The organism is Ruegeria sp. H8 (assembly GCF_056532905.1).
In genome coordinates this window covers 265,369-288,871 of record NZ_JBQFNY010000005.1, presented here as the reverse complement: position 1 = coordinate 288,871, position 23,503 = coordinate 265,369, and the positions used below count along the sequence as shown (strand labels likewise).

20 protein-coding genes are annotated in these 23,503 nt (G+C 59.8%); 7 read left to right on the top strand and 13 right to left on the bottom strand.

Going from position 1 to position 23,503, the window contains the following annotated elements:
• Positions 1–17: 17 nt before the first annotated feature.
• Together phnL and phnN are read left to right on the top strand one after the other, a co-directional pair.
• Positions 18–701: a phosphonate C-P lyase system protein PhnL gene (gene phnL / locus ACR0A2_RS14525; RefSeq protein ID WP_480619276.1), complete on the top strand. Its 684-nt coding sequence runs from the start codon at positions 18–20 to the stop codon at positions 699–701.
• Positions 698–1,246 (top strand): phosphonate metabolism protein/1,5-bisphosphokinase (PRPP-forming) PhnN, encoded by a 549-nt coding sequence (gene phnN, locus ACR0A2_RS14520; protein WP_480835714.1) that lies wholly within the window; start codon positions 698–700, stop codon positions 1,244–1,246. Before phnL ends, phnN begins: the two co-directional genes overlap by 4 nt.
• On the opposite strand, the gene ACR0A2_RS14515 is transcribed toward phnN, so the two are convergent.
• Entirely contained in the window at positions 1,228–1,911 is a 684-nt protein-coding gene (locus ACR0A2_RS14515; protein ID WP_152457126.1) for a DUF1045 domain-containing protein, read from the bottom strand. The two genes, phnN and ACR0A2_RS14515, sit on opposite strands and share 19 nt — an antisense overlap.
• Before the next feature lie 52 nt (positions 1,912–1,963).
• Here ACR0A2_RS14515 and ACR0A2_RS14510 point away from each other — a divergent pair, with 52 nt between their 5' ends.
• Positions 1,964–3,106, top strand: a complete 1,143-nt coding sequence (locus tag ACR0A2_RS14510; RefSeq protein WP_480835729.1) for an alpha-D-ribose 1-methylphosphonate 5-triphosphate diphosphatase — start codon at positions 1,964–1,966, stop codon at positions 3,104–3,106.
• On the opposite strand, the gene ACR0A2_RS14505 is transcribed toward ACR0A2_RS14510, so the two are convergent.
• From ACR0A2_RS14505 to ACR0A2_RS14475, 7 genes are read right to left on the bottom strand one after another with little or no spacing between them, the layout of a single operon-like run.
• Entirely contained in the window at positions 3,107–3,583 is a 477-nt protein-coding gene (locus ACR0A2_RS14505) for a class I SAM-dependent methyltransferase (protein WP_171229514.1), read from the bottom strand.
• 10 nt (positions 3,584–3,593) lie between these two features.
• Positions 3,594–4,349 carry a polysaccharide deacetylase family protein gene (locus ACR0A2_RS14500; RefSeq protein WP_480835712.1) on the bottom strand — a complete coding sequence of 252 codons (756 nt, stop codon included), beginning with the start codon at positions 4,347–4,349 and terminating at the stop codon, positions 3,594–3,596.
• A complete protein-coding gene (locus ACR0A2_RS14495; RefSeq protein ID WP_480835711.1) occupies positions 4,346–5,488 on the bottom strand; it encodes a glycosyltransferase family protein in 1,143 nt (380 codons plus the stop codon). The genes ACR0A2_RS14500 and ACR0A2_RS14495 overlap by 4 nt, the downstream gene beginning before the upstream one ends.
• On the bottom strand, positions 5,485–6,069 hold the full coding sequence (locus ACR0A2_RS14490; RefSeq protein WP_480835709.1) for a histidine phosphatase family protein: 585 nt from the start codon (positions 6,067–6,069) through the stop codon (positions 5,485–5,487). The genes ACR0A2_RS14495 and ACR0A2_RS14490 overlap by 4 nt, the downstream gene beginning before the upstream one ends.
• Positions 6,066–7,142 carry a glycosyltransferase family 4 protein gene (locus tag ACR0A2_RS14485; RefSeq protein WP_480835708.1) on the bottom strand — a complete coding sequence of 359 codons (1,077 nt, stop codon included), beginning with the start codon at positions 7,140–7,142 and terminating at the stop codon, positions 6,066–6,068. The genes ACR0A2_RS14490 and ACR0A2_RS14485 overlap by 4 nt, the downstream gene beginning before the upstream one ends.
• Entirely contained in the window at positions 7,142–8,389 is a 1,248-nt protein-coding gene (locus ACR0A2_RS14480) for a glycosyltransferase family 4 protein (protein WP_480835706.1), read from the bottom strand. The genes ACR0A2_RS14485 and ACR0A2_RS14480 overlap by 1 nt, the downstream gene beginning before the upstream one ends.
• Positions 8,386–9,600: a glycosyltransferase family protein gene (locus ACR0A2_RS14475; RefSeq protein ID WP_480835704.1), complete on the bottom strand. Its 1,215-nt coding sequence runs from the start codon at positions 9,598–9,600 to the stop codon at positions 8,386–8,388. Before ACR0A2_RS14475 ends, ACR0A2_RS14480 begins: the two co-directional genes overlap by 4 nt.
• 386 nt (positions 9,601–9,986) lie before the next feature.
• Here ACR0A2_RS14475 and ACR0A2_RS14470 point away from each other — a divergent pair, with 386 nt between their 5' ends.
• On the top strand, positions 9,987–12,362 hold the full coding sequence (locus tag ACR0A2_RS14470; protein ID WP_480835702.1) for a mechanosensitive ion channel domain-containing protein: 2,376 nt from the start codon (positions 9,987–9,989) through the stop codon (positions 12,360–12,362).
• Between the two features lie 23 nt (positions 12,363–12,385).
• Here the strand turns inward: ACR0A2_RS14470 and ACR0A2_RS14465 are convergent, their stop codons facing one another.
• The 5 genes from ACR0A2_RS14465 to ACR0A2_RS14445 are packed head-to-tail and all read right to left on the bottom strand — an operon-like array spanning position 12,386 to position 19,610.
• Positions 12,386–13,741: a CoA transferase gene (locus ACR0A2_RS14465; protein ID WP_480835701.1), complete on the bottom strand. Its 1,356-nt coding sequence runs from the start codon at positions 13,739–13,741 to the stop codon at positions 12,386–12,388.
• A complete protein-coding gene (locus ACR0A2_RS14460; RefSeq protein WP_152457136.1) occupies positions 13,738–14,892 on the bottom strand; it encodes an ABC transporter permease in 1,155 nt (384 codons plus the stop codon). The genes ACR0A2_RS14465 and ACR0A2_RS14460 overlap by 4 nt, the downstream gene beginning before the upstream one ends.
• Positions 14,889–15,917, bottom strand: coding sequence for an ABC transporter permease (locus ACR0A2_RS14455; RefSeq protein ID WP_171232652.1), 1,029 nt, complete (start codon positions 15,915–15,917; stop codon positions 14,889–14,891). Before ACR0A2_RS14455 ends, ACR0A2_RS14460 begins: the two co-directional genes overlap by 4 nt.
• Before the next feature lie 14 nt (positions 15,918–15,931).
• Positions 15,932–17,845 carry an ABC transporter substrate-binding protein gene (locus ACR0A2_RS14450; RefSeq protein WP_480619290.1) on the bottom strand — a complete coding sequence of 638 codons (1,914 nt, stop codon included), beginning with the start codon at positions 17,843–17,845 and terminating at the stop codon, positions 15,932–15,934.
• Entirely contained in the window at positions 17,838–19,610 is a 1,773-nt protein-coding gene (locus tag ACR0A2_RS14445) for an ABC transporter ATP-binding protein (RefSeq protein ID WP_171117332.1), read from the bottom strand. The genes ACR0A2_RS14450 and ACR0A2_RS14445 overlap by 8 nt, the downstream gene beginning before the upstream one ends.
• Before the next feature lie 209 nt (positions 19,611–19,819).
• Here ACR0A2_RS14445 and ACR0A2_RS14440 point away from each other — a divergent pair, with 209 nt between their 5' ends.
• From ACR0A2_RS14440 to ACR0A2_RS14430, 3 genes are all read left to right on the top strand, one after another.
• Complete coding sequence (locus ACR0A2_RS14440; RefSeq protein WP_171117334.1) at positions 19,820–20,341, top strand: class I SAM-dependent methyltransferase; 522 nt, start codon at positions 19,820–19,822, stop codon at positions 20,339–20,341.
• Positions 20,342–20,359: 18 nt separating this feature from the next.
• Entirely contained in the window at positions 20,360–20,989 is a 630-nt protein-coding gene (locus ACR0A2_RS14435) for a glutathione S-transferase family protein (protein ID WP_480835698.1), read from the top strand.
• 111 nt (positions 20,990–21,100) lie between these two features.
• Positions 21,101–23,503: a GcvT family protein gene (locus ACR0A2_RS14430; protein WP_480835697.1), complete on the top strand. Its 2,403-nt coding sequence runs from the start codon at positions 21,101–21,103 to the stop codon at positions 23,501–23,503.

Here is a 23,503-nt window from a genome sequence, read left to right as displayed (position 1 = left end):
TGGGGAAGGATGAAGCGATGATTGAACTTGTTGACGTCAGCAAGAGCTTCACCCTGCACAATCAGGGCGGCGCCACGATCCCGGTGGTGAAAGGCGCGTCTCTGAAAGTGGAGCCGGGTGAGTGCGTCGCCCTGACCGGGCCGTCGGGTGCAGGCAAATCCACGCTGATGCGTGTGATCTACGGCAACTATCTGGCGGCCACTGGTCAGGTGCTGGTCGCAGGGTTGGACGTGGCCAGGGCTGAACCGCGGCAGATCTTGTTGCTGCGTCGTGACACCTTGGGCTATGTCAGCCAGTTCCTGCGGGTCGTGCCTCGGGTGTCGGCGTTGGACGTTGTGGCAGAGCCGCTGCTGGCCGTGGGCTGTGACAGGCAAGCGGCAATGGACAGGGCAGCCGGGTTGCTGAAACGGCTGAATATTCCCGAACGTCTGTGGACCCTCAGCCCGACGACCTTCTCGGGCGGCGAAAAGCAGAGAGTGAACATTGCGCGGGGCTTTGCGCATGAATATCCGGCAATGCTGTTGGATGAACCGACCGCAAGCCTGGATGCGCAGAACCGGGAAACCGTTTTGTCCCTGATCGAAGAGGCCAAGAACAATGGCGTGACGATTGTCGGGATTTTTCACGATCTCGACGCGCGCGAACGGGTCTGTGACCGCGAGGTCGATGTCTCGGACTTCACGCCGGGGATGGCTGCATGACGCTTGCTCCGGTCATAGCGGTCGTGGGTCCTTCGGGGGTCGGAAAGGACAGCGTAATGAACGCGCTGGTGGCCCGGACGCCGGGTGTTCAGAGGCTGCGGCGGGTGATTACCCGTCCCGAAGGCGAAGACGGCGAAGATTTCGACCGCGTCTCGGCCGAAACATTTCAGCGGATGGAACGGGATGGTGCGTTTGCGCTGAGTTGGCATGCGCATGGGCTGTATTACGGCGTGCCGAAGACGATCACGCGGCAGCGGCAGGTGGCCGAGGCCGTTTTGGTCAACCTGTCACGAACGGTGTTGCTTGAGGCGCAGGAGGTGTTTGGTGATCTGATCGTGATTTCCCTGACGGCAAAGCCCGAGGTTCTGTCCGAACGCTTGTCCTTAAGAGGGCGGGAAAGCAAGGCGGAACAGACGCGGCGTCTGGACCGGGCCCAAACGTCTTTGCCCAACGGTTTGAACCAGGTCCTGGAAATCGACAACTCCGGTGCGATGAAAGATACGGTTGCCGAAATCCTGTCGCACCTTCAACCGGAAAGCCCGTAGCGATGGATAAGGTGGAAGCGCCCGTCCTCAGCCTCGCCCGCAAGGGCCAGATCCGTGATCTGGAAGGGCTGCGGCAGCAATGGGACCAGACGGGTTTGCAGCGCGTTCCGAGTTGCTCTCAGGGTTGGTTTGTCCAGCTTGCCGCTCAGCGTGATGTGAAAGCGGAATGCGTCCAGTACGTAAGGATAGCCCCACTGAGCCAGGTTGGCGTCTTGCTCTGGGGTCAACCCGGCGGCGCGGCGGCGGGCCAGTTCGGCCCCAGAGGTGGGCGCACGAAAACAGTCCAATTCCCGAACACAGGCCGCGGCAAGCGCATTCAGCGCCTGGATCTCACCCAGCGGACGCAGGGCCAGAAAACGCCCAAACCGGGCGATCTCGAGGCCATCCAGCGACACAGGTGGTTGGCGGGAGGCGAGCGAGCTGCACGCCTCTTGCAGGGCTTCGAATGTTTTGCCGTCGCGCAGTCTGAACGGTGGCTTCAGCGTCGCGTGCAGCCCGTACTTGCGCGGCACCTCCGTGACGGCGGCAACGTCGATGCCTTCGACAATCGGATGGGCAACCGGCTTTCCCGCCTCGATATCCCAACCCAGCCAGCTGGTTGCAAATTTCGCCCATTCCTTTCCCGCGGGCGGCGCAAAATAGATCGCGTATCGCGTGAATGTCATATCGGCCTCCTTTTGCGTAGCCTTCCTCGGTCTCAACATGCGTGAAGTTCAGATGACAGAAGACTTGATCCTTGCCAATGCCACGCTTGTATTGCCGAATGAAACCGTAACCGGCACTGTCCGGATTGTGGGTGAGGCCATCGCTGAAATCGACACCGGAAACAGGGTTCCCGCGGGCGCGATAGATTGCGAAGGCGACTATGTCAGCCCAGGGCTTGTCGAGTTGCACACCGACAACCTTGAACGTCACATTCAACCGCGCCCACAGGTGAACTGGCCCCATGCCGCTGCAATTCTTGCGCATGATGCGGAATTGGCCGGCGCCGGGATCACGACAGTGTTCGATGCCATGCGGGTTGGATCGATCCCGTCGGGCGCGCGGCGGTATGGGAAATACGCCCGCGGCCTGTCGCAGGAGTTATGGGATCTGCGCGAACAGGATGCGCTCAAGATCAGCCACTTTCTGCACTTGCGGGCCGAGGTGTGTTCGGAAACTCTGGTTGAAGAGCTGAGCGAATTTGGGCCGGAAGACAGGGTTGGGCTTGTGTCCATAATGGATCACACACCCGGACAGCGTCAGTTTCGAGATATGAACAAGCTGGAAACCTATCTGAAAGCCAAATATGCCATGGACGATGACATGTACTTTCAGCATGTGACGCAACTGAAAGGGCTTCGAGATCGCAATGGCGATCTGCACGAGGCCGAAGCTGTCAAGGCGGCCTGCCGTTTCGGAGCAGTATTGGCCAGCCATGACGACACGACGGAAGATCAGGTGAAAGTGTCCGCAGGTCACGGCATCCGTCTGGCCGAGTTCCCCACGACCGTCGAAGCGGCACGCGCCTGCCACGAAAACGACATTCAGATCATGATGGGTGCGCCGAACATAATCCGTGGGGGATCGCATTCTGGCAATGTTGCTGCCCACGAGCTGGCCCAGCTTGGGTATCTGGACATCCTGTCTTCGGATTATGTGCCGTCGGCCTTGTTGTTTTCGGCGGTTAGGCTGGGCGAGATCTGGGGCGACATGGCGCGGGGGATGAAGACGGTAACGCTGGCCCCGGCTCGGGCCGCAGGGTTGGAGGAGCGAGGCGAGTTGCGCGCCGACGCCCGCGCCGATGTCATCCGCTTCCGGATGCGCGCGGGTGTACCCGTCCCGAGTTCGGTCTGGGTACGCGGTCGACGCGTGGCGTGATCAGGCCGTGTAGAACAGGTAACGGTCCGGGGCGATTGTCTTGGGCCCCTGGATCTGGGCAAAGCCGACCAGGGGCTGACCTGAAATCAACAACCCTCCGGGCTGCATGACTTTCGCGATCAGCGGGCTGAGACGCTCTGCTTCGGCGACGTCCTCGTGCTTGATGCCGCGTCCGAAATCGTAATGCGCCAGCGCGATCCTATGCCCGTCGGCCGCCAGTCTGAGCAGCATCGGTTCGGCCTCACCTTGCAGGAAATCCTCGGCCGGGGGGGTGCTGTCCGGATGGCATTGCAGGATCCGGTCCATCACCCAGATCCGGCGCTCTGGCAGGATTTCACGCAAGTGGTCATAGGTGCGGCCATTGCCCAGGCCCATATCCAGCACATCCCCCGGCTGGCCACTGATCCGCTCGGCCGCCCAGTTCAATCCGTCGCGTTGGGCCGTCAGTCGGCGCAGCATGGAATCCAATCGGCTCATGGTGATGTCCTCATTCGTTCTCTGGCGCGACCCAGGCTGTGGCGGGCCCGCTCAGCAATTTGCGCAACAGGGCCTCGGTAAAGGTCCAGATGTCCTGATCATGGACCAGATGATGGGTCAATATGCCGAAGGGCTCGGTGTTGTCTGAACGGCCTTCGCGTCGGTCTCGCAGAAGACCAGCAGTCTGTGCGATCAGGGCGTCGGCTGAGATCAAACCACGCGACCCGCGCCAGTCGATCGGATCAAGATGGGTGTTGATCTGCTCAAGCCCCGGTGCGGCCAGACGTGATTTGCGGGGCGTTGCGGTGGACAGGATGCGGTATCCCAGCTTTGGCAACTGTTTGGCCATCTCGGGTGCAATGCGATTCCAGGGGGGCACGAACATCTGTCGCATATTGTCACCAAACAGGGACCGAAGACGCGCCATCCCGGCCTGCGCATCCGTCACCATCACGTCCAGCGGACGGTCGAGCCGAAACTCGGCCTTCTTCTCGCCGCGGGGCGCATGGTTTTTATGCGCCCACCCGTGTACGACCGGAACAAGAGACGCGCGCGCGGCGACGTATTCCGCCAGCGCGGGCGTCGCGTCGCGCGGAATGACGGCCAGATGCACGGGCAGGCCCAGTTTGTCGGCCAGCTCGGAAAGGCGGTCCAATTGCGGTGTTGGCGCAATGGCATCATCATCGCGCCACCACAAAGGCAAGGGCGAGCTTTCGGCACGCCAATGGTTCAACTCGACGTCAAGAGGGCGCCAGTCGGGGATCATGTGCGCTGCTCCAGCAGACGCTTGGCGATGTGGACGGATTGGATGGCCCCGTCAAAACCGAAATCCTGTTGTACACGGGGGCCGTCGGCCACGACACGCTCCACCGCCCGAGCCAATGTCGCCCCGCTCAACGCTCTGCTTTCCAGAACTTCGATTGCGGGCAGATCGGACAGGCTCTGCCCGCGCAACCCTTGTTCCACCTCTTTGCCGTCGTCGAAAGGCACAAACACGGCGGGGGTGCCACTTTGAAGGATATCCATGGCAGTGTTGTAGCCGCACATGCTTACCGATGCCGCTGCCAGGGGCAGCATCTGGCGGAAATCCGGCCGCACCGGTTCCAGAACAACCGAAGCACCTTCGGCCATCCGGGACAATTCCGCGATCCGAGCCTTTGCATCCGTTCCACCGACCAGCAGGCGCCAGCGCCTGTTGGGCATCTTTCGGGCGGCCTCGATGGCCGCGCGAAAGATCGGTTGCCCGACGGATCCGCCGCCAGCGCTGACCAGGATTTCATCCTGGCCCGCCGCGTCGGGGTGAGGTTGGGGCAATGCAGGCGCCACAAAGCCGGTGTAGTGAAGTCGCTTGGCCAATCGGTCCGACACCGGCCAGCTGACCGACAGGGGCGTAACGCTTTCGGTGGAATGAACCAGAATGCCGTCATAATACCGAGACACGATTTCATCCGCGCGCTCGGCCTTGGCGGGTTTGGAGGGCGGAGCCAGAATGTCGCGGACCGATCCGAGAATGACGGGACGCTCAGGCAACGCGCTTGCCGCATTCAGGGCCGCATCGAACTCGGCCGACAGTGTTCGGCGACCAAAGGGGTAAAGCTCGGTGATCAGGATCTGCGGCTGGAAGCTGTTCACTGCCTGCACCAGGGCGGCCTCGCGCGTGGCGTGATAGGCCGCGTCAGCCTCGTCGCCGCTTTCGGTCAGCAAACGGGTGAAGTTGGTTCCGTCTGATCTGAGCGGCGGCAAGCCGAACAGGGTCATGCCCGTGCTGTCCAATTGCGGCGCGGGCACGCCACCCGTCACGACCATGACGTCGTGGCCATCATCCCGAAAGGCCCGCCCCAATGTCAGCGCCCGGCTGAGATGCCCGGTGCCCAACAGGTGCGTGACGATGATCATCACCTTCATTGCGGGGCCTCGTATTTGATCAGGCGAACGGGGTCGGCGTCGGCGGTCATGGTCTTCATGTCGACGATATACAGCCGATTGCGTTTGATCTTAAAGGGGGCAGGTCCTTCGAAATTCCAACCCCATGCCCAAGCCAGAATGACCCGCATGATACCGATATGGCAGACCGCGACCGTATCCTGCCGCAGCGCGGACAGCCAGGGGCGAAGCCTGTCCCGAACCTCGGCCGGGCTTTCCCCGTTTGGTGGACAGAAATCCCAGCCCCAATGCTCGATATGACGATATCCGCTGGATGTGTCCGCGATCAGGTCGACCCCGCGCTGACCTTCCCAATCGCCCCAGTTCATCTCGGTCAACGCGTCCGCGGTGTTCGGGTCGCGACCGGTCACGATTTGCGCCGTCTCACTGGCGCGGTGCAGGGGGCTGGACCAGATGTCAGCCTCGGCCCAGTCCTGTGGCAATCCATAGCCCGCCAATTCGGCTCGGGCGTCATCGTCCAGCGGTATGTCGCTGCGCCCCTGGATCCGTCCCGCTCGGTTCCAATGGGTGTGCCCGTGTCGGAGCAGTGCAAGCCGGGTCATGATACGTCCTTCAGCAGGGGTCGGAGGGTTGCCCACAAGCGCTCGGTCGCCTGTGGCATCAGGTGGCGCTCTGCCACGTAGTTGCGTGCCGCAGCGCCCAGAGTGTGGCGCAGCGTGGAATCCGACAAAAGGGCCTGCATGCCATCCGCAAATCCCCTGGCGCCACTTTCGACGGATGGATAGGCCGCCGGGGACAGAACATCGCGTACGCCGGGCCGATCCTGAGCAACCACAGGCAATCCCGCAGCCTGCGCCTCGAGGTAAATCATGCCGTAAGCCTCATTCACTCCGGGCCATGCAAGCAGAGATGATTGTTGATAGACGCGTTGCAGTTCTTCCCGGTCAAGCTGACCCAGAAAACGCACCCGCTGTCCGAACGGCGCCATCAGCGCCTCAACCTGCCTGCGCGCCGGGCCGTCTCCTGCGATGTTCAGGTGCCAGTCCCCGGTCAAATGCGCCAGGGCCTCGGACAATATCTGATAGGATGCCAGCTTGTCCCCATGCCGCATCATGCCGACGGTCAGCATGGGTGCGCCACCTGTGGCGGCCGGAGGCAGTTCCGAGATGGGCAGGAACGGAGGCAGTTCGACCAAAGCCTGATCGCCAAAGCGATCCCGCTGCAAAGTGATCAGGTCGTTGGCCGTATGATAAAAGATCACATCCGCCGCATCGCAGGCCTGATGCGCCGCCTTGGCGAACTCAGCCCACGGCCCGTTTAACCGACTGGATGCGCGGGTGCTTTCCAGTTGCACATAGGGAATGCCACGTGCCTTGCAAACCCGAGGGCCCAGCAGGTCAGGTGCCTTGTAATAATTGTGGTAGGTCACCCACAGATCGGTATCTGATGGCATGTCAGAGACAAGTCGCTTCGCTTCATCTTCTGCCGCGCGCCTCAAGGCTTGTTGCAGGTCTTCGTCGCCGCTTTTGTCATAGATGCGCAAGTCGGTCGCCAGAGCGACCGTATCACCCTCGGCGGTCAGCGCCTGCATCAGATTCCGGGCCATTTCACGGTCGCCCGAAGGTTTCGGGCTGTCAGGAGATTTCATCGGGGCATAAAACGCGACCCGCGCCATTACGCGTTTTCCATGCACATGGAGTTGAGGTGTTCCGACAGCCGTGCGATGCCGGGGGCCATCCGGAACTCGGCGATCAGGCGATCATAGGCCGCATGCGCCATCTGTGACGCTTGCTGCGGATTGGCTGACAAACGTTCCACGGCTTCCGCAAGTGCAGAGGGGGCGTCATCGGACAGAACCCCATGTGTTCCGGTTTCGATAAACTCGGGGATCGCCGAGACCGGTGTCGACAGGATTGGCAACAACTGAGACGCGGCCTCCATCAACACATTCGGCAACCCGTCGCGGTCTCCGTCCTTCGCGATGCGGCTAGGCAGCACGAACAGGTCGGCATCGCGCATTGCTGCGATGACCTCGGGCTGGTCGCAAGCCCCTTTCCAGGTGATCCGGTTCGCAATGCCGGCTGCGTTCGCCTGTGCCCGCAAAACGTCACCCAATGCGCCGCCGCCGATATGGGTCCAGTGCCAGTTCAGGTCATCGGGCAGCAATGCAAAAGCCGCGATCAGACGATCGAAGCCTTTCTTCTCGACCAGCCGCCCGACGGAAATCATGTGAAAAGGATCATTCACAGCACGCAGCTTTCGCGTCGGAGGCTTGGGAAAGCGAGACAGGTCCAAACCGTGATAGATCAGGTCCACGCGCTTGGGGTCATCGGCCAGGCTGCGCAGATGTTCCGCTCCGATGGCTGTGCAGGTGGCACCAAACGTGGCCCCGTAGGATGCGGCTTGCAGCTTTTCACGTTTTTCCCAATCCGGCGACGTCCAGATATCCTTGGCATGAGCCGAAAAACTCCACGGCAATGCGCGCATGATGGCGGCGTAACGGGCAACGGATGACGGCGTGTGCATGAAATGAGCGTACAACCCTTGCGTCCGGGCAGGCAATTCCGCGGCCAGAACGCAGGCTTGCCCAAACCGTCGGATGCGATTGGGTGTCGGGTCGCGCTTCAAGTCCTGACGCCAGATCCGATAGGCCTTGTCGTAACCGGGAAGCGTTTTGGCCAGGGCCCGTGCCGCCCAGACCCGTTTGGGTTCGTCATGAAGATACTCGGGCAGATATCGGACCCGTCCTGTGAACCGGTCGTGCAAGGGATGGCGTTTCGTATCGGTCGGGTGCCGCAAAGACCAGATGTCAAAGCGATGCCCGGCCTCCTGCAAGGCGACAAGTTCCTGCGCAATGAACGTTTCGGACAGTCGTGGCCAGCCTTTGACCACAACCGCCAATCGAGGAGAATCTGAGGTCATCCGGTGGCTCGTTCCTGTTCCCAGGTCAGCAGGCTTTCGATGCGGTCGGTGACATAGTCTAGCCCGTCCAGCAATCCGCTTTGTATCGCCTGCGACGGCAGGGACTGGTGCGGCAATTCCCGAATGGCGCGGATCATCGCGTCCGGCGTCAGGCCATCCCGGTTTTCATCCAGCATTCGGACAAGGCCCAGCCCTTCTGCGCGCGAGGCCCGTATCCACTGTTCCAGACGAGGCGTGGTGCGCGGGACGATGACAGCGCGTTTGTCAAAGGAAAGAACCTCGCAGAACGTGTTGTAGCCGCCCATGCAGACGACGCCTTCGGCCCCTGCAAACAGCGTTTCGATCTGGGATTCGAACCCAACGGCGGTGACGCGACCGTTCAATGCGGCAACGCGGGTTTCGAAATCTTCGCGCAACTCGCCGGACAGGAAGGGGCCATAGACCAAAACCGCCCGCGGCGACAGGTTTGGATCTTTTTCATAGGCAGACAGGACCAGGTTGACCATCGCCTTGCCGTCACCCCCGCCGCCGGGCGTGATCAGGATATAGGGTTGTTTCGGAGGCTCGCCGACCGGACCAAGATCGCGGCGCAGATATCCCGTCCAGTGGATGCGGGATTGTGCCGCGGCGCTCAGCGGCAACCCCCTTGTCGGGTCGTAAATCGACTGCAAGCCGTAAACCCAGATTTCGTGATAAAACCGTTCGGTGGCTTCAACCGCTTCCTTGCGCGCCCACTCGGCGGCCAGGACTTCGGGTTCATCCAGAACATCGCGCAACCCAAGCACCATTTTGGTTCCGCAGTTCTGTTGCAGGTGGTTCAGTGTCGGCAGCAGCTCACCCCGGAACCCCGTCGGTTCCTTGTCGACGATCAGCACATCAGGGTCGAACTGCTGAACAGCGGTTTGAATCAGACCCGACCGCAACTCGGTCACTTCTTCGATGCCCATCCCGATGGTGCGTGCAGCATAAGACCCGTCTGCGCGTTTGGTGACACCGGGCAGGCGCACGTGGTCAACGCGACGGGGAAAGGTAAACCGTCCGGCCACGGGTGATCCCGTCAGGATCAGCGCAGACGCGCTTTGGTCCGCCTGCGTGATCGCGGCCGCCAAAGCCCGAGACCGGCGAAGATGGCCCAGCCCGAACGTGTCGTGACTGTAAAACAGGATACGCGGTGCGCGGCCCGGTTTGGAATTGGTTTTGCCTAGGCTCATAGTGTTGCCTGTCTTCTTGATCCCGGTTCGAAATCCGCGCGTTTGCAAGCGTTACTGTATATATCCCCGTCACGCTTGCCAAAGGAGGAATTGCTCTTCCGCAAATGTTCCAAGCATTGCGATTTGGCAACAGCATATTGACGGTTTCGCGTCATGTCGCACCAAGGCTTGAGAGGGATCGCAAAAGAACCGGTGAACTGGCAAAGGGGCAGGGCCTACAGATCCCGTTCATATTCAATTTTCGCCAGATTGAAAACATCCGGAATCAGGCAGTGCGCCAAGAACACGCCCGAACACGATATTGAGCAGGGCGCGCCCGAGTGTTTGAACTGCCTGAAACCCTTCTGTAATCTGACCGCTATCGGAAAAACTGGATGCAAAACCCCATGAAACATACCTTCCTGGCCGCAACACTTCTGGCTTTGTGGGCTTTTGTACTGGCGTTTCCGGTCAGCGTTTCAGCGCAAACATCCTTGATTCCGGGATACAATGCGGACAGTTCGTCTGCGTCCTCGCCGGAAAGCGATCTGGCTGCCGCAATTCGCGCCGCCAGCGAAGCCGGGGCCAGTGTGATCGTCATCGACAGTGCCGGGCAGGTTGTGACAACAGCCGGCGGCACGGGTGCGGGCGCGGATGATGCAGCGGGCGATTCGAACAATCCCATGGGTGAGGGATCGCAGCTGATGAAGGCGCAGGAGCGGTTCTCGAAATTCCGTGAGTCCATGCAATCGCGGCTTGAGGCGCTGCCGTATTCGGTGTTCGAAGTGAAGTATATCCTGCGCCAGACCAGTCCGGACGGTCGCATTCAGACCTATGTGGAAGTTCTGGGCTGGAACATTCTGTTCCTGTTGTTGGGCCGCTGGCTGTCTATCGAGATATACGGGAAACGCATCGCGCGCCGCTGGGTCGTGGCGCGCATCAAGGATGAACCGCAGGGTTACCGAGAAAAGATGCCCTTCCTTCTGTTCCGGTTCCTGATGGGGATCGGAGCGACGATATTTGCCATGCTCATGGCCCTGATCGTCGGATACCTGTTTTTTGGCGAAGCGGACGATATCTCGATCCAGTTCACGGTCACGGCGATCTTCACGGCGTTCTTCCTGTCGCGCACGGTGTCCGATCTGTGGCGGATGGTTCTGTCACCTTACCTGAGCCAATACCGGCTGCCACCGTTCTCGGACCGGGACGCCAAGCGGCTGTATCTGTGGGCTTCGGCACTCGCGACCTATGACATCACGGTTGTTTTGTTTTCGACCTGGGTTGCGGATTTCGGGCTGAACTACAACGTCTACGCCATGGTCTATGGCTGCCTGACAATGGTGGGCGCTTTCGGCAATATTCTGATGATCCTGTTCAATGCCCGGGCCATTTCAAATGCAATCCGGGGCGGCAGAGCGCCGGATCAGGTCTCGTGGTTGTTGCGGTTTGTATCCTTCGGCTGGGCACCTGCACTGATCGTCTATGTCGTGTTCAGCTGGTTCCGTCTGGCGGTTGATCTTGCACTGGAGAACCCAACGCCGCTGCCGCTGATCGCAAGCAGCTATATGATCTTCATGTCCGTCGTCGTTGCCTATGGTGCGATGAACTACGTGCTGGAGCGGTATTTTGACCGTTCGCGCAAGATCAACGAGATAAATGAAGAAACCGCCGCTGCCGAAGCGGATGCCGAGCCCGTGGAAACGCCCGAAGCAGAACAGCGCAAACAGTATCTTCTGACCTATGAGGATCTGGCGCGCCGGGTGGCCGGAATTCTGGCCTTTGTGATTGGTGTCTATGCCCTTGTGGTGATTTGGTACCCCGATGCGGACTGGAGCGAGGACCTGCCAGTTGCACGCGTGCTGGATGTAATGGTCATCATCTTCATCGGCTACATCCTGTTTCATTTCTTTCGCATCTGGATCGACAGCAAGATAGCGGAAGAAGTCGATGATGGCACCGAGGCCGAACTGGGCGATGAGGGCGGGGAAGGCGGGCAAAGCCGGTTGGCGACGCTGCTGCCATTGTTCCGCGGCGCAATTCTGGCCGTTGTGGTCGTGACCATCATGCTGATCGTTCTCATGGAACTTGGTATCAATGTCAGCCCGCTGTTTGCCGGTGCCGGTGTGGTTGGCCTGGCTGTCGGTTTCGGATCTCAAACACTGGTGCGAGACATCTTTTCCGGGGCGTTTTTCCTGATGGATGATGCCTTTCGGAAGGGTGAGTACATCGATATCGGAGACGTCAAGGGAACGGTCGAGAAGATCTCGGTCCGGTCCTTCCAGCTGCGTCACCATCTTGGTGCGCTGAACACGATTCCTTTTGGCGAAATCAAGGTTCTGACGAACTATTCCCGTGACTGGGTGATCATGAAACTGCCGCTGCGCGTGACCTATGACACTGACGTGGAAAAGGTGCGAAAGCTGATCAAGAAGCTGGGGCAGGAGTTGCTGAGCGATCCTGTGATCGGCGAAAACTTCATACAGCCGTTGAAGTCCCAGGGCGTGATCGAGATGCAGGATTCAGCGATGATCATCCGGGTCAAGTTCATGACCAAACCGGGCGATCAGTGGTTGGTGCGCAAGAAGGTCTATCAGGAAATTCGCGAATTGTTCGCGCGGGAAGGCATCAAATTCGCTCATCGCGAAGTCACCGTGAGGTTGGCGGACGGCAAAGAGGCCGATGACCTGACGCCGAAACAGCGTGAGGCGGTAACAGGCGCGGTGCAGGCCGCGATCGATGAGGACTACCTGGATGATATCGGCCCTGGGGGCGATGATCGATAGGGGCGCGGCTGCGTACCGGATGGTCAGTTGGCGTCGAGCGGCCAGACAGGTTCTGAACTGCCCAGTTTCGACGCAGGCAAATCCCAGCGCATCGTCGCTTCGCCGACCCTCAGCGCAGGGTTGAGGCGATGGCCCGGCCCCCAGCCGGACGCCTCCGTCGCCGTGCCGTAATCCGTTGTTGCCGGGGTGATGGGCGCGGATTGTGCTTCGTCTTTGCCGAGCACGGCCAGAAGCTCGGCGGTGCGCGCCAGAGAGAGATGCGCGTGCATGATGGAATTGCCTGATGCGGCCTCGGCCAGTGCGGACAGGACAGCAGCCGCCATCAGATAGCCGGTCGCGTGGTCCAGAGCTTGAACCGGCAACGGGGTCGGCTTGTCCGCGTTCGCCCACTCCATCCCGGCATGGGCGATACCCGCGCTCATCTGGACAAGGCTGTCAAACCCGCGCCGGGTCGACCATGGCCCTTGCCAGCCATAGGCATCCAGCGTGACTTCGATCCGGTTCGGAGCCAGCTCGTCACGTTTGGCCCGGGTCAGACCCAGTGCCTCCAGCGCGCCGGGGCGATACCCGTGTACGAACACATCCGCCTGAGCCAGCAACCCATGCAATCGTTCAAGGCCGGTTTCGGATTTCAGGCCAAGATAGGCGCAGCGCTTTCCCAGCGATATGTCGGGGATCACCCCCGGTTCATCCCAGCCAGGCGGATCGATGCGCAAGACGTCGGCTCCGAACCCTGCAAGCGTTCGGGTAGAAACCGGGCCGGCCAGAACGCGCGTCAGATCCAGCACCCGCAACCCGGCCAGAGGCCGATCAGCGGTGGCCCGAGGTCTGTCGCGCAGATTGACATAGCGCGGTCCCTGCCATCCGATCAAAGGGTCGCGCGACACGGCGCGGCCTTGTGGGTGATCAAGCCATTCCGTCCGGCTGCGCATGGCAGCGGCCACCCCACCTTCGGCAACAACCGCGGTTTCCAGATCCGATACTGACCAAGACCTAACTGCTTTTGCCACGGCTTCACGCTCTGGCTGGGTGGCAAGGACTTTCAACGCGGCAGAGCGATGGCGGGGCAGGTTTGTGTGCAGCCTGATCCAGCCATCAGCGGCTTTGTAGTCGCCCGCGACCGCGTCCCACAAACTGGGCATGTCCCAACCTTCCGGTTTGAAGGAATAGCCGAACCACAGAGATGCCAGCCGATGATCGATCGAGACTTCGGGTGCGTTCCTGGACAGGTTGATCGCCTGGGTCAGCCGGGCCATTTCCCGCCCCACGGCTGCGAAACTGGCGGTGGCCAGTTCGGAAACGGCGAAGGCGCTTGGCAGAACACCGGCACCGACCCTGTGATAGCTGCTGGCAGCGGGAAGCGTGGCCAGCAGACTCATTGCTGATAGGGGTCGAGACTGTCGCGCAGCCCGTCACCAAGGAAGTTGAACGCCAAAACCACGACAATGATCGGCAGCATCGGGATTGCCGTCCAGGGATAGATCTCGATCGACGCGAGGTTCTGCGCGTCATTCAGCATCACACCCCAACTGACCGCGGGTGCGCGCAGGCCGAGGCCAAGAAAGCTGAGCGCCGTTTCCCCCAGGATCATGGCTGGGATCGACAATGTGGCCGATGCAATCAGGTGCGACATGAAGTTGGGCAGCAGGTGCTTGCGGATCACGCGGCCAGAACTTGCGCCCATCATCTCGGCGGCCCGGACATATTCCTCTTCCCGCAAAGACAGGAACTTCGCCCGAACCGAGCGCGCCAAACCCGGCCAGTCGAGGATGCCCAGAATGATCGAAATGATGAAGAACACCGCGACCGGGCTCCAGTTCGAAGGCACGGCGGCGGAAAGGGCCAGCCACAGCGGCAGTTCCGGCAACGAACGCAGGATTTCAATGACGCGGTTGATGGTCCAGTCGATACGTCCGCCGAAATAGCCGGCCATCGAACCGAACAGGATGCCAAGAAAGAAGGACACCGAGATACCGATCAGACCCACCGTCAAAGACAGCTGCGCGCCATAGAGAATTCGGCTGAAGATGTCTCGGCCCAGACGGTCGGATCCCCACAGGAACAGCGTTGTCCCCTCTGGCGGGCAGAACAGATGCGTGTCCGACGGTATGAAACCGGCCAGCTTGTATTCAGAGCCTTCGCAGAAGAACCGGATTGGGCGCGGGTCTTCCGTGTCGGGGACAAACTTCCATTGGAAGGTTTCAAGGTCCGCCTCGGCGACGATCGGATAGACATGTGGGCCGATGAACTCACCCTCGTGAAACCAGTTTACCGATTGTGGCGGCGCGTACAGGTGCTCTCCGTTTCGGTCATTTGGCCCGTAAGGCGCAATAAACCCGGCAAAGGGCAGCATCAGATAGCAAAACAGCAGGAAGATGCCCGAGATCAGGCCCAGCTTGTGGGTTTTGAACTTGCGCCAGACCAGAACCCAGTTGGGGGCATCCAGATCGGCGCGTTCCAGCTGCTGAATCGAGGCCTGCGGATCAAACGGCGCGTCATCGACATAGCGGTTGTCAGGACGATCAGTCATGCCTCGCGCCCCTCATACCGAATGCGCGGATCCAGCATCACCAGCAGGATATCCGAAATCATCGTGCCGATCAGCGTCAGCAGGGCGACGAACATCAGGATGAACGCGGACAGGAACTGATCCTGCGTCTTCAAAGCAGTCAGCAGAGTAGGGCCAATGGTTTGCAGGCCCAGAACGACCGATACCAGAACCGAGCCGGACACCATCGACGGCAGCAGGTTGCCGATATCGGCAACAAAGGGGTTGAAGGCCACCCGCAGGGGATACTTGGTCAGCATCCGTGACGGGGCCATGCCCTTTGCGATGGCGGTTTCCACATAGGGCTTGCCGAGTTCGTCCAGCATGTTCGCGCGCAGACGCTGCATCATCGCCGATGCGCCTGAAGTACCGATGACGAAGGTCGGTACGATCAGGTGGACGAGGATGGATTTCAGTTTCTCCCAACTCATCGGCTGGCCTTCGAAACTGGGATCCATCAAGCCCCCGATCGGCAGGTTGAAATACTGGTGGCCATAGTAGAACAGGATCAGCGCCAGCAAAAAGTTCGGCGTTGCCAGCCCCAGATATCCCACGAAGGCCGAGGTATAGTCGATCCATGTCCGGGACCGCGCGGCGGCGATAACGCCCAGCGGCAACGCGACGGCATAGACAAACAGGATCGCAGCCAGATTGACCACAACCGTCAACCAAAGCGTGTCGCCGACGATTTCGGAAACGGGACGGTCAAATTCAAAGGACCACCCGTAATTGCCTTGGATCAACCCCGAAAACCCATGCGGTCCGGGCCAGAATCCCATCCAGATCAGGTATTGTTCCCACATCGGACGGTCCAGAGCGTATTCAGCGCGCAGGAACTCTGCCTTTGCGACACCTGCCGACTGGCCCGAGGCCTGAAGTTCAGCGATCTGGTTGCTCAGATAGTCGCCGGGCGGAAGGTTGATGATTACAAAAACCAGAACCGAGACCACCAACAAAGTCAGCAGCATCGTGAAAAAGCGATACACCACGTAGCGCAGCATGATCATTTAGCTGCTCCTGCTCAGTCGGCGAAAAAGAACTCGTCCGGGCGGTGAATGCCGAAATGTGCACCGGGTTCCCAGGCCCACATAGCCTGTTCCGGAACATTTCGCAGGCGGTTTGACACCACAATGGGCTGGGGGGCGCCGTTCAGGATGCCTATGGCATAGACCTGATCGGCATGGATTTTCAACATCTCGGTCCAGACAGCCGCGCGTTCTTCATCGGTCGTGGCGATTTGCCATTCATGCGCCAATTCCATCAGGCGCTGCGCCTCTGGCATGTCGGGGGCTTCACCCGCTTCGCCACCGGTCTGATAGTGCTGCCCCCATTTTGGCCAGGCCAGGAACACCTGATCTGTCGGGGCCAGATAAGCCGGGGACGTATGCGCCTGCGGAATACCATCATCCCAACCGAACCAGACGGACGCCATGGAATTGCCCGCGAAAACGCGGTTGCGCAGGATGTCCCTGTCCAGCGGGCGCATGACCAGTTTGACACCGATTTCACGCCAGGTATCGGTTACGATCTGAAGCGCGTTTTCGACTTCCTGCCGCTCACCTGCGGTTTCGATCACCAGCTCCATCGGACGACCGTCAGGCAACAGGCGGATGCCGTTCTTGTCGCGCTGATCCAGACCAGCCTCATCCAAAAGCGCATTGGCCTGATCCACATCGTATTGCGCCCAGGCCTCGGCGTTTTCTTTACTGTAGAAGGGCGAGGCGGGAAGAACCGAGTTCGCGGCGGGGTGTGCGAGTTTGAAGTAAAGCGCCTGGTTGATGGTCTGCCGGTCGATGGCCAGCGACAAGGCGCGGCGCACGCGAACGTCCCTCAGTACATTGCGCCACACATCATCAGAAAAGTTCAGGTTCGGGTAGATCGCGATCTGCGAGGCCACGCCGGTTTTCCACAACAGCGTTTTGTATCCGCCTTGTGCTTCGCCTTTCTTGAGGATCGACGCGTCTCGGAAGGCAAGGCCACGGCCTTGCAGGTCGCTTTCACCGGCGTTGGTCTTAGCGGCAACAAGACCGGGGGCGACGATCTCCATCTCGACCACGTCAATATAGGGAAGTTGCACCCCCTTGCTGTCGATCCGGTGATAATAGGGGTTGCGCACAAAGTTGTGACGGATTTTCTTGCCCGAGCTGGCGTTCAGCCACGGCTGCAACGTGGGAAGTTCGTGGTTGTCGAACTTGTAAAGATTATCCAGCTTGTTGTGCAGCGCCGCCCAGCTTTTGACCCGGGCATCTTCAACCTGAAAGGCAAGCTCTTCCGCGTCCGCGTATTTCTCGTGATACTGTTTCAGAAAGGCGGCCGGCCGGTAAATAAATGGTGGTCGTGCTTGTGCCAGAGATTGCAGAAAGTTCGGGTTGGGATCATCCCATTCGAAGATCACTGTGGTCTCGTCAGGAAACGTGACCGTGGGCAATTTACCTTCGACGATCAGAAAATCGGGTGGGCCTGACGGGCTGAGCAACTCGTTGTTGGCGACGTCTTCCCACCAATAGCGGAAGTCTTCCGAAGTAAAGGGTGAGCCGTCCGACCACTTGTGTCCTTCGCGCAGTTTCAGGGTGAATTTGCGATTGCCCTCGTTTTCATACGAGGCCAGCAGGTCGGGTACCAATTCGTAATCTTGGTTGAACCCGACCAGCCTTGCATAGCCATAGACAACCATCTGCCGGATGTCTTTGGATCGCGTGACCATGGTGCGCAGAGTGCCACCCGGTTTCCCGAATTCTCTTCCTTTCGCGGCCAGATCCACAATCAGAGGGTCCTTCGGCAAACGCTCCTGCACTGGCGGAAGATTGCCGCTTTCAACCTCGGCGCTCCAGAATGCGCTTTCCTGAGGTGTTGGGATTGTATCTGCCGCCGCGGGCAGGATCCCTGAAAACGCCAGCATAGCAGCCAGCAGAAGAGGGCGAATGGTATTAAACATGGCAACGTACCTTATGGCCCGGTTCCAATTCCACCAATGAGGGTATCACGGTGTCCGAGAAACGAAAGGCTTCATCCCAACTGTCCGGCGCGCCGGCACCCAGAGAAACCAATTGAAGGTCAATCGGGCGATTGATGTCGGGTTCGGGTTGAGCGGCAATCAGCGCCTTGGTGTATGGATGGCGCGGATTGTAGAAAAGAGTTTCGGGCGGTGCCTGTTCGACGATCAGACCCCGCCTCATGACGGCAACTTCGTCAGCGATCCGTGCGACAACGGCCAGATCATGTGAGATGAACAGGTAGGACAGGTTCAGACTGTCTTGCAGGTTTTCCAGCAAGGTCAGGATCTGTTCCTGAACAGACACATCCAATGCCGATGTGGGTTCGTCGCACACGATCAACTGCGGGTCCAGCATCATGGCCCGCGCCACGGAAAGGCGCTGTCGCTGCCCTCCGGAAAACGCGTGCGGATAGCGTTTGAGCATATCACCCGTCAGGCCGACGCGCTGCAACATCTCGGCGGCCTTGTCCCGCTGTTCGGCTGTTGTGCCGATGCGGTGGATTTCCAGAGGTTCGGTCATGGCGTCCTGAATGCGCATCCGGGGGCTGAGCGAACTGTAAGGGTCCTGAAACACCATCTGCGCCTTGCGCTGAAACGCCGTGCGCTGGGCTCGGGTCATGTTGTGCACCGTGATCGGGTCGGCGTCGGGGGCGGTACGAAACAGGACTTCACCACCGGGGTCGGGCAATTCAGCCCCCAGGGCGATGCGGGCCGCCGTCGTCTTTCCCGATCCGCTTTCACCGACAATTGCCAAAGTCTTGCCGCGCGCCAGGTTCAGGTCGACACCTCGGCAGGCATAGATTGCTTTGTCGGACTGCCATCCTTTGCTGGACCGCATGGTGTAGGTCTTGGACACATCCTTCATCTGAAGGATCAGATCCGTGTCGGGCATCGGTATACCCACCGCATCCTGATCCGGTATTTCCGGCGCGGCATCAAACAGCTGCTTGGTATACGGGTGTGCGGGCGCGGTCAGGATCGGGGCGGCGGGGCCGGCCTCCATGATACGTCCCTTGTGCATGACGACGACCTGCTCGGCCATGTTGGCGACGACACCCAGATCATGAGTCACCAGAATGAGCGCCATGCCGGTTTCACGCTGCAACTCCTTGATCAGGCCCAGAACCTGCGCCTGCGTGGTCACATCCAGTGCGGTGGTCGGTTCGTCCGCGATCAGCAATTCGGGTTTGGACACCATGGCCATGGCGATCATGGCGCGTTGGCGCATACCGCCGGACAACTCGAAAGGGTAGGAGTCATAGGCACGCTGTGGATCAGGGAAACCGACGCGTTCGAATTGCGTCAGGACCTTTTTGCGTGCCGCGGACTCGGAAAGCCCACGATGCAACCACAAAACCTCGCTGACCTGATTGCCGATCTTGTGCAGCGGGGACAGCGATCTCATGGGTTCCTGAAAGATCATTGAAACCCGATTGCCGCGGATGTCGCGCAATTCACGCTCAGACACTGTGGTAAGCTCGCACATGCCCTTGGAATCGTTCAGGGTAATCGTGCCGCTTCGAATCTGCGCCGTGCGGGGCAGGATACGTAAGGCTGCGCGGCATGTGATTGTCTTTCCCGATCCCGATTCTCCGACAAGGGCAAGCGTCTGTCCGGCTTGGACATCGAAGTTCACATCCGTGACCACGGAATTGCCCGTACCAAAGCCGATGCTGAGGTCTCTTACGGACAACAACGCGCTCATGCGGGTTTTCCACCCGTTTGACCGTTCGATGACATCGGTTACTTCAACTCCCCGTGATTTTTTGTTCAGTGTCGCGCGGTTCCGCCCGTCTAGTCAAACCCGTTCTTGGGCCGAAATGTCGCGAAATCGTGAAACTACGGGCTTCGTCGCTACACAAAGTCTTGAGATTTTGCCATCAAGGACGGCATCGGGCGCATTTATGCTCTCGAATGGTATCAAGGAGATATTTTCCGGTGTCCGAGAATCAAAGCCGTCTGGATCTGTTCATCGATCGCATGGTGTCACAGCGCGCTTGTCTGGATTACGCAATCCGGCAAACTGCGGGCATGACAGGTCCGGTGTTCGAATTGGGTTTGGGCAACGGGCGTACGTATCACCATCTTGTGCAGCACATGGATGGCCGCCCGGTCTATGTGTTCGAACGCGCGGTGGCTTCGCACCCCGACTCGACCCCGCCCGAAGATCACGTGATTCTGGGCGATGTGCGGGATACCCTGCCTGCATCGGTTGAGCGGTTCGGCGCGTCAGCCAGCCTGATCCACGCGGATCTTGGTGGGCACAATCGCGAAAAGAATGACAAATTCGCGCGGTTTGTATCTCCGCTCATCGAGCCTTTGCTTGCTCCGGGCGGGCTGATGGTCTCAAGTGATCGGATGTATTTCGAAGGGCTGACCGAGATGCCGTTGCCCGAAGGCGCCGTCGAAGGGCGCTGTTTCATATATCGCCGCTGACCGAAAAGGAGTAACGGCATGATTTTTTACGATTGCTCCACTGCTCCAAACCCCCGTCGTGCGCGGATGTTCATTGCCGAAAAAGGTTTGGATATCGAAACGCATGAGGTCTCGATTGCGAAAGGTGAACAATTGAGCGAAGCCTTTCGCGCCGTGAACCCACGGGCCACGATCCCGGTTCTGGTAACGGATGACGGAACCGTTCTGACAGAAAATCTGGGCGTTGCAGCTTTTCTGGAGGCACAGTTTCCCGAACCGCCTTTGATGGGCCGAACCCCCGAGGAAAAAGGTTTGGTTCTGATGTGGAACGCGATCGTCGAACATCAGGGCGGGGCACCGATTGCCGAGGCTTTGCGCAATGGACATCCCGCCTTCAAGGATCGCGCCATTCCGGGCCCTTCCAATCATGCGCAGATTCCCGAACTTGCACTGCGCGGGCGCGAGCGTGTGGCATCCTTCTTTGAAATGCTGGAATCACGTCTGACGAAAAGCCCTTTTGTGGCCGGTGACTTGTTTTCCCTGGCGGATATCTCGGCTTTCGTTTTTGTCGATTTCGCCCGCGTCATCAAGATGCGTATCCCGGAAGACAATGCGGCCACCCTGGCGTGGTTTCAAGCCATCCAATCTCGTCCAAGCGCAAGCCAGTAAACCGGCCGAACCGCGCCGGGTTGCGTTGTGATCGGCACTGTACAGAAATGTCTAGACAGATGTGAACAGTGCCACTAGCGTCTCCTCAGATTCTGTTCAGGGGAGGTCGGGATGAAATCCCAATATCGCGTCGTGGTCATCGGAGGAGGCGTTGTCGGGGCCTCGGTTCTGTATCACCTGGCCAAGTTTGGCTGGTCGGATGTCGTCATGTTGGAGCGGCGGCGGCTGGCGTCTGGGTCGTCCTGGCACGCAGCGGGGGGCATTCATGCTTTGAATGCCGATCCGAACATGGCGTCTTTGCAGGCCTATACCATTGATCTGCTCAGCGAGATCGAGAAGGAATCAGGCCAGAATATCGGCCTGCATATGACCGGCGGTCTAACGCTGGCGGGAACCCCCGAGCGGTGGGAGTGGTTGCAGGCCAATTACCGTATCTTCCAGTCCATCGGCATTGATGACTGTGAACTGCTGAGCCCTGAAGAGGCGCAGAAACGCTGCCCGATCATGTCCACCGATGGCATTCTGGGCGCGATGTGGGCCGACCGCGAAGGCTATATCGACACCACAGGCACCGTGCAGGCCTATGCCACAGCCGCGAAAAAGCGCGGGGCGGAATACTATGAAGAAACCAAGGTCGAGGAACTGATCCAGACGGCGGATGGCTGGCAGGTGGTGACCGACAGGGGCACGATCACTTGCGAACATGTGGTCAACGCCGCCGGTTTGTGGGCCAAGCAGGTGGGGCGCATGGCTGGGGTCGAACTGCCGGTTTCTCCGCTGAAACACCATTACCTGATCACCGACACGGTGCCCGAGGTCGCAGCGGCCGATTTCGAAATGCCGATGACCGTGGATCTCGAGGGCTTCACCTATATGCGGCAAGATCAGAAGGGCGTTCTGGTCGGCATTTATGAGGTCGATCACGAGCACTGGGCCATGGACGGCGCGCCGTGGAATTATGGCGAAGAGCTGTTCCAGGAGCAGCTGGACCGCATCGAAAACGAGCTGACGCTGGGGTTCGAACGCTATCCGGCGATCCAGAACGTGGGCATCAAGACATGGGTGAACGGCGCGTTCACCTTCTCGCCCGACGGCAACCCTCTGGTCGGCCCGGTGCCGGGCAAACGCGGCTATTGGACCGCCTGCGCGGTGATGGCCGGGTTCCTGCAAGGCGGCGGCGTCGGCAAGACGCTGGCCGAATGGATGATCCATGGCGAGCCCGAGGCCGACGCCTGGCCGATGGACGTGGCGCGCTATGGCGACTATGCCCAGAACAAGCGCTATATCCGCGAGACGACCGGGCAGTTCTATTCCCGCCGCTTCGTGATGACCTATCCGAACGAGCAACTGCCCGCCGGGCGGCCGCTGAAAATGGCACCGGCGCATGATGCGATGACCGAGGCAGGGTGCAAATGGGGCGTCAGCTGGGATCTTGAAGTACCGCTTTATTTCGCGCCGAAAGGGTTCGAGGAAACCCCGACGCTCAAGCGTTCGAATGCGCATGACATCGTGGCCGAGGAATGCAAAGTGATCCGCGAAGGTGCGGGCTTGCTGGATATTTCGGGCTTTTCTCGGTTCGAGGTTTCCGGTCCGAACGCAGAAGCTTGGCTGGATAGGGTAATGGCCTCCAAGCTCCCCGGCCCGGGTCGTGCGAAACTGGCCCCGATGTTGGGTGAGGATGGTCGGCTGAAGGGCGATCTGACGGTTCTGAACTGGGGTGACGGGACCTGGTGGATCATGGGCAGCTATTACCTGCGGGCCTGGCATATGCGCTGGTTCGACGATCACATGATGGATGGCGTCAATATCCGTGATTTGGGCGAGGAATATTGCGGCTTTGCCGTGGTCGGGCCGAAGTCACAGGTGGTTGTGGAAAAACTGGCGGAACAGGATATCTCGGGCTTGAAGTTCATGGGGTGCGGCGATTTCGATATCGGCCTCGTGCGCGCCCGCGTCGCCCGTATGTCGGTGACCGGAGAAAAAGGGTACGAGATCAACTGCCGCTATGGTGACCATATCAAGCTGCGCCGCATCCTGTTGGAAGCAGGGGCCGAGGAAGGCATCCGCGAATGCGGCTTCAACGCGATGCTGTCAACACGGCTTGAGAAAAGCTTTGGCATCTGGTCGGCGGAATTCACGCAAGCCTATACACCGGGCATGACCGGAATGGATCGCTGGATCGACTGGGACAAGGACTTTGTTGGAAAGGCGGGCGCGCTTGCCGAACGTGACGGCAACGGCCCCGCGCAAATTCAGGCGACACTGGAAATTGATGCACTGGATGCAGATGCCAGCGGATACGAACCGGTCTGGGCCAATGGCGAGCGCGTTGGCTTCGTAACCTCGGGCGGCTACGGGCACTATACCGGCAAGTCTTTGGCGATGGCCCTGATCGATCGGGACAAGGCGGAACCGGGCACGGAACTGTCCGTCCATGTGGTGGGCGTTGAACGTCCGGCGCGCGTGATTGCGCCGTCGCCTTATGATCCTCAGGGCAAAGCGATGCGAGGCTGA

What these genes read in the sequence shown, in the direction of transcription:
- ACR0A2_RS14470 (WP_480835702.1), top strand. Translation starts at nt 9,987, where the DNA reads ATGAAACATACCTTCCTGGCCGCAACACTTCTGGCTTTGTGGGCTTTT.
- ACR0A2_RS14460 (WP_152457136.1), bottom strand. Translation starts at nt 14,892, where the DNA reads ATGACTGATCGTCCTGACAACCGCTATGTCGATGACGCGCCGTTTGAT.
- ACR0A2_RS14440 (WP_171117334.1), top strand. Translation starts at nt 19,820, where the DNA reads ATGGTATCAAGGAGATATTTTCCGGTGTCCGAGAATCAAAGCCGTCTG.
- ACR0A2_RS14485 (WP_480835708.1), bottom strand. Translation starts at nt 7,142, where the DNA reads ATGGCGCGGGTCGCGTTTTATGCCCCGATGAAATCTCCTGACAGCCCG.
- ACR0A2_RS14475 (WP_480835704.1), bottom strand. Translation starts at nt 9,600, where the DNA reads ATGAGCCTAGGCAAAACCAATTCCAAACCGGGCCGCGCACCGCGTATC.
- phnL (WP_480619276.1), top strand. Translation starts at nt 18, where the DNA reads ATGATTGAACTTGTTGACGTCAGCAAGAGCTTCACCCTGCACAATCAG.
- ACR0A2_RS14465 (WP_480835701.1), bottom strand. Translation starts at nt 13,741, where the DNA reads ATGAGTCTGCTGGCCACGCTTCCCGCTGCCAGCAGCTATCACAGGGTC.
- ACR0A2_RS14490 (WP_480835709.1), bottom strand. Translation starts at nt 6,069, where the DNA reads ATGACCCGGCTTGCACTGCTCCGACACGGGCACACCCATTGGAACCGA.
- ACR0A2_RS14430 (WP_480835697.1), top strand. Translation starts at nt 21,101, where the DNA reads ATGAAATCCCAATATCGCGTCGTGGTCATCGGAGGAGGCGTTGTCGGG.
- ACR0A2_RS14495 (WP_480835711.1), bottom strand. Translation starts at nt 5,488, where the DNA reads ATGAAGGTGATGATCATCGTCACGCACCTGTTGGGCACCGGGCATCTC.
- ACR0A2_RS14510 (WP_480835729.1), top strand. Translation starts at nt 1,964, where the DNA reads ATGACAGAAGACTTGATCCTTGCCAATGCCACGCTTGTATTGCCGAAT.
- phnN (WP_480835714.1), top strand. Translation starts at nt 698, where the DNA reads ATGACGCTTGCTCCGGTCATAGCGGTCGTGGGTCCTTCGGGGGTCGGA.
- ACR0A2_RS14515 (WP_152457126.1), bottom strand. Translation starts at nt 1,911, where the DNA reads ATGACATTCACGCGATACGCGATCTATTTTGCGCCGCCCGCGGGAAAG.
- ACR0A2_RS14445 (WP_171117332.1), bottom strand. Translation starts at nt 19,610, where the DNA reads ATGAGCGCGTTGTTGTCCGTAAGAGACCTCAGCATCGGCTTTGGTACG.
- ACR0A2_RS14435 (WP_480835698.1), top strand. Translation starts at nt 20,360, where the DNA reads ATGATTTTTTACGATTGCTCCACTGCTCCAAACCCCCGTCGTGCGCGG.
- ACR0A2_RS14450 (WP_480619290.1), bottom strand. Translation starts at nt 17,845, where the DNA reads ATGTTTAATACCATTCGCCCTCTTCTGCTGGCTGCTATGCTGGCGTTT.
- ACR0A2_RS14505 (WP_171229514.1), bottom strand. Translation starts at nt 3,583, where the DNA reads ATGAGCCGATTGGATTCCATGCTGCGCCGACTGACGGCCCAACGCGAC.
- ACR0A2_RS14500 (WP_480835712.1), bottom strand. Translation starts at nt 4,349, where the DNA reads ATGATCCCCGACTGGCGCCCTCTTGACGTCGAGTTGAACCATTGGCGT.
- ACR0A2_RS14480 (WP_480835706.1), bottom strand. Translation starts at nt 8,389, where the DNA reads ATGACCTCAGATTCTCCTCGATTGGCGGTTGTGGTCAAAGGCTGGCCA.
- ACR0A2_RS14455 (WP_171232652.1), bottom strand. Translation starts at nt 15,917, where the DNA reads ATGATCATGCTGCGCTACGTGGTGTATCGCTTTTTCACGATGCTGCTG.